This is a genomic window from Saccharomonospora iraqiensis subsp. iraqiensis (assembly GCF_000430445.1).
Taxonomy (GTDB): domain Bacteria; phylum Actinomycetota; class Actinomycetes; order Mycobacteriales; family Pseudonocardiaceae; genus Saccharomonospora; species Saccharomonospora iraqiensis.
Genome location: NZ_KE387124.1, coordinates 1 through 4,987, shown reverse-complemented (window position 1 = coordinate 4,987; position 4,987 = coordinate 1). Strand labels below are relative to the sequence as shown.

Genomic DNA, 4,987 nt, shown 5'->3' with positions numbered 1-4,987 from the left:
AGACGCTCGCGACGCACGCGCTGGTGCACGTGGTGGCCTCCCCGCTGGAGCGGGCGCAGGAGACCGCGGAGCCGGTCGCGGCGGCGCACCGGCTGCCGGTGACCACCGACGAGCGGCTGATCGAGGCGGACAACCGGTTCGAGGGCCTACGGGTCGGGGTGGGCGACGGCGCGTTGCGGCAGCCGCGGCACTGGTCGAAACTGCGCAACCCGTTCCTGCCGTCGTGGGGCGAGCCCTACACCGGGCTCGCGCACCGGATGCTCGGCGCGGTGCACACCGCCCGCGCGGCGGCGGAGGGCGCCGAGGCACTGTGCGTGTCCCACCAGCTCCCGATCTGGACGTTGCGCCGGTTCCTGGAGGGCAGGCGACTCTGGCACGACCCCAGACGGCGCCAGTGCTCCCTCGCGTCGCTGACGAGCCTCGTCTTCGACGGCGAACACCTCACCGGGATCGTCTACAGCGAACCGGCGGGCACCACCGACCCCACGGTCACCGGCGCCTGACCACAGCGGGACTGTTCGGTCCGTCACGTTCGGCGCGCACCGCTGTTCACGTTCCCACCTCCGGCCCCGACGTAGGGACATCGTCCGTAAACGTCGATCCGTCCGTGCGGATGGGTGAGAGAGGCTTGGTCCAGGTGAGTGAAGCGCAGCAGTCGTCGGGGAAGGGTGCGGAAGGCAGCTGGTTCGGCCGGCACAAGGTGCTGACCGCCCTGTTGGTGGTGTTCGTGGTGATCGGCATCGGTTCGGCGCTGGGCGGTGGGGGCGACGGCTCCGATGGCTCCGGCGGCTCCGACGCCCCCGCCGAAGCGGCCGCGGGCGGTGACTCCGCAGGCGACGAGGCCGCCGATGGTGGGGACGAGCCGGAGACCGCGGGACTGAACACGCCCGCCCGGGACGGCAAGTTCGAGTTCACCGTGAGCGGGGTGGACTGCGGGCGCACCGAGGTCGGCAACGAGTTCGCGGGCACGACGGCACAGGGCCAGTTCTGCCTGGTGTCGATGACCGTCGAGAACATCGGTGACGAGCCGCAGTCCCTCTTCGGGGACAACCAGAAGCTCTACGACGCCGAGGGTCGTGAGTTCTCCGCCGACACCGAGGCGGGCATCTACCTCGACCAGGACAGCCAGACGCTGTTCGAGGAGATCAATCCCGGCAACGCGGTGGAGGGTGTCGTGGTCTTCGACATCCCGGCCGACGCGACCCCGGCCGAGCTCGAACTGCACGACTCCGCCTTCAGCGGGGGCGTGGTCGTCGAGTTGTGACGTCGCTGACAGCGCCCGCTCCCGCGGCCGGTGCCCACCCCGCCGTCCGTCACCGAACGTGCGGGGTCGGGCACCGGACCGTGCGGACGGGCGGACGGTCGGGCCCACCCCTGCCGGACCGGCCGGGGCACGGTGGCGCACAGTGGAGGTGAGCGCGCCCGGCCGGTGGACCGGGCGCACCGCGCACACCGGAGCAGGGCGTAGGTGAGGTCGAATGTCGGTGGGGAGAGTTCCGTTCCGTCCCGGGCGGCGGGGGATCGGGCACGGCGCGACACCGTCCGGTCGGCGTGCGCGTCTGATGGCGGCGCTCGCGGTGGTGGTGCTGACCGTCGCCGGGTGCGCCACCGGCGACGACGCGGTGGCCCGGGGAGGTGACTTCGAGTTCGTCTCGCCGGGCGGCGAGACCGACATCCACTATCCGGAAGACGAGCGGCAGCAGTTGCCGGAGGTCGCCGGGGAGGACCTGTTCGACCCGGACAACCGGATCGCCGCCGCGGACTACGAGGGGAAGGTCCTGCTGATCAACCTGTGGGGCCAGTGGTGCGGCCCCTGCCGCACCGAGGCCCCCGAGCTGCAGCGCCTCTGGGAGGCGACGCGGGACCAGGGTGTGCAGCTGCTGGGCATCGACCTGCGGGACTACAACCGTGCGGCGCCGCAGGACTTCATGCGGGACCGCGGCCTGACCTACCCGTCGATCTACGACCCGCCCGGCCGCTCCCTGCTGAACCTGACCGGCTACCCGCGCAGCGTCGTCCCGTCCACGATCATCGTGGACCGGCAGGGCCGCGTCGCCGCCATCTACCTCCGCGACGTCCTCGCCTCGGACCTGCGCCCCCTGGTCGACCGCCTCGCCGCCGAACCGGCGCCGAACACCTGACCCACCCCACCCCGCGAGTCGCCACCCCACGCCCGCGAGTTGACAGCTCGTGCCCGCGAGTCCCCACCCCGCGCCCGCGAGTTGACACCCCGCGCCCATGGTCGGACACTGCGTGTGTCCACGCGGCCCGGGACGCGGGTCGTTCGCGCCACACCGTCGACGGCGTCGACGTGGTCCGTGCCCGGCGTCCACGGCGTGTCCTGCGTCTCTTCCCCTCGGGCCGGGCCCACCGGCCGACTTCACACGAGTCGTATTCCCTACGCTGAGGCGCGTGGATGCGGTGACTGAGTTGGCGGTGTCCGGTCCGATCCTGGTCGCGGCCGGTCTCGCCCTCCTCACGGGCCTGATCTCGTTTGCCTCACCGTGCGTGGTCCCCCTCGTGCCCGGCTATCTGGCCTACCTGTCCGCCCTGGTGGGGTCGGACGCCCCCGCCGTCCGGCCGGACGAGGAGCGCAAGCAGGGACGGCGGGCGGTCGTGGGTGCGGCCGGGCTCTTCGTCCTCGGGTTCACCGTGGTGTTCACCCTCAGCGTCGGCGGTCTCGTCTGGGTCGCCGACACCCTCTGGGCGAATCAGGAGCTGCTGCAGCGTCTCGGCGGGGTTGTGATCATCGCGATGGGCCTGGTCTTCCTCGGCCTGTTCCCCGGGCTGCAGCGGGACACCCGTCCGCAGCACGTCCCCCGGACGGGCGTGTGGGGTGCCCCGGTGCTGGGTGCGGTGTTCGGCCTCGGTTGGACCCCGTGCATCGGGCCGACGCTGTCCGGCGTGCTCATGATCGCGAGCGCGAGTGGGGACGCCGCCGCCCGCGGCTTCCTGCTCGTGCTGATCTACTGCCTCGGACTCGGACTGCCGTTCGTGTTCCTGGCCGCCGGGGCGCGCTGGGCCGTGCGCGCCACCGACTGGTTGCGCCGCAACGGCCGGACGGTGCAGATCGTCGGCGGTGCACTGCTGATCGGCGTGGGTGTGCTGCTGGTGACCGGGCTGTGGATGGAGATGGTGGCCTGGATGCGGGACGCCTTCATCACGGACACGGAGCTGCCGCTGTGACCGACACCGCGACCCCGACGTCGTCGGCCGACTCCCCGCGCCGGGGCCCCTCCCGGTGGCAGCGTGCCCTCGCATTCGTCCGCAACACCTGGCGCGGCCTGCGGTCGATGCGCACGGCCCTGGTGCTGTTGTTCCTGCTCGCCCTGGCCGCGTTGCCGGGGGCCCTGCTTCCGCAGCGGCAGCTCAACGAGGCCGAGACGGCCGAGTACATCGCCGAGCACGGCTGGTGGGGCAGGCTGCTCGACCGGCTGCAGTTCTTCGACGTCTACTCCAGCGTCTGGTTCTCGGCGATCTACCTGCTGCTGATGGTGTCGCTGGTCGGCTGCCTGCTGCCGCGCAGCCTCGAATACCTGCGCGCGATGCGGGCCGGGCCGGTGCTCACCCCGAAGAACCTCGCGCGGTTGCCGCACCACGTGCGGGCGGAGTCGGACGCCGCACCCGCGGACATCGTGGCCTCGGCGCGGAAACGCCTGCGTGGCTGGCGGCTGGTCGAGCGCGAGGAGCCCGACGGCGTCCGCACGATCAGCGCGGAGAAGGGGTACCTCCGCGAGACCGGCAACCTGGTGTTCCACTTCGGAATGCTCGGCCTCATCGTCGCTTTCGGCCTCGGCGCGATGTACTCGTACGAGGGCCAGGTGATCGTGCACGCCGACGGCCAGGAGTTCTGCAACTCCGGCGCCTATGCCTACGACTCGTTCGACCCCGGGCTCCGGGTGGACGGTACCGAGCTCAACCAGTTCTGTGTGCGGGTCAACGACTTCGAGGCGGACTACACCGACGCGGGCCAGCCGATCGCGTACGAGGCCGACCTCGAGTACCAGTCGGGCGAGGACCTGGACGAGGGTACCTGGCGGCCGTACCACCTGGAGGTCAACGAACCCCTGCGCACCGCGGGGGACCGGGTCTACCTCCTCGGACACGGGTACGCGCCCACGTTCACCGTGACCTACCCGGACGGCGAGGTCCGGACGAAGACGATCCAGTGGCGCCCGACCGACCAGACGACGCTGCTGTCCGAGGGCGCGACGAAGTTCGACCCGCCCGGGATCACCGACCCCGAGAAGCGCCGGGAGAACCAACTGGCGATCACCGGCCTGTTCGCCCCGACCGCCGCGTTCCGCGGCGAGATCCTCAACTCGTCCTTCCCCGAGCTGACCGACCCCGCGGTGGCCGTGGACGTGATGCGCGGGGAACTGGGCGTCGAGGCCGGGCGATCCGTGTCGATCTTCGAGATCGACCGGTCCCTGGTGGACAGCGGCAGGCTCGAACGGGTCGCGCGGGAGAACCTGCGCCTCGGGGAGGAGCTCACCCTGGACGACGGCACCACGATCAGCTTCGACGGGGTCGGGGAGTGGGTGTCGTTGCAGGGTTCGCACGACCCCACCCAGGGCTGGGTGCTCGGCTTCGCGATCGCGATGTTCGTCGGCCTGGGCGCCTCGCTGGCGATCAAACGCCGCCGGTTCTGGATGCGGATCACACCCGCACGCGACGACGATGATCTCCGACGTACAGTAGTAGAAATGGGCGGGCTGGCCAGGACGGACCAGGCCGGGTACGGCGAGGAGTTCACCGCGATCACCGGTGACCTGTTGCATCGTGGACTCGAGGACGGGAAGGCACGCTGATGCCGGTCAACGAGACGTTGTCGCAGTACAGCGACTGGTCCTACGCCACGGCCGTCGTGGTGTACCTGCTGGCGATGGTGTTCGTCCTCGTCGAGCAGTCGGCCGGGCGGCGGGGCCGGACGGCTGCCGCGGCGGGCCGGGACGCGGGATCGTCGGACGCGGGGTCGTCGGAGGCG

General features: G+C 71.4%; 5 protein-coding genes. All 5 read left to right on the top strand.

Features of this window, described 5'->3' with window-relative positions; genetic code table 11:
- Positions 1–503 (top strand): histidine phosphatase family protein (locus ACTIR_RS24230; RefSeq protein WP_065388612.1); only part of this gene is annotated, 503 nt, incomplete at its 5' end.
- A gap of 134 nt (positions 504–637) precedes the next feature.
- Positions 638–1,264, top strand: a complete 627-nt coding sequence (locus ACTIR_RS0118435; protein ID WP_161629652.1) for a DUF4352 domain-containing protein — start codon at positions 638–640, stop codon at positions 1,262–1,264.
- Between the two features lie 298 nt (positions 1,265–1,562).
- A complete protein-coding gene (locus tag ACTIR_RS0118430) occupies positions 1,563–2,141 on the top strand; it encodes a TlpA family protein disulfide reductase (protein WP_034240934.1) in 579 nt (192 codons plus the stop codon).
- 271 nt (positions 2,142–2,412) lie between these two features.
- The gene (locus ACTIR_RS0118425; RefSeq protein WP_026455382.1) at positions 2,413–3,186 is read left to right on the top strand and encodes a cytochrome c biogenesis CcdA family protein; all 774 of its coding nucleotides are present in this window, start codon (positions 2,413–2,415) and stop codon (positions 3,184–3,186) included.
- Positions 3,183–4,811: a cytochrome c biogenesis protein ResB gene (gene resB / locus ACTIR_RS0118420; RefSeq protein WP_026455381.1), complete on the top strand. Its 1,629-nt coding sequence runs from the start codon at positions 3,183–3,185 to the stop codon at positions 4,809–4,811. The genes ACTIR_RS0118425 and resB overlap by 4 nt, the downstream gene beginning before the upstream one ends.
- The last annotated feature ends 176 nt before the right edge of the window (positions 4,812–4,987 follow it).

What these genes read in the sequence shown, in the direction of transcription:
- ACTIR_RS0118430 (WP_034240934.1), top strand. Translation starts at nt 1,563, where the DNA reads ATGGCGGCGCTCGCGGTGGTGGTGCTGACCGTCGCCGGGTGCGCCACC.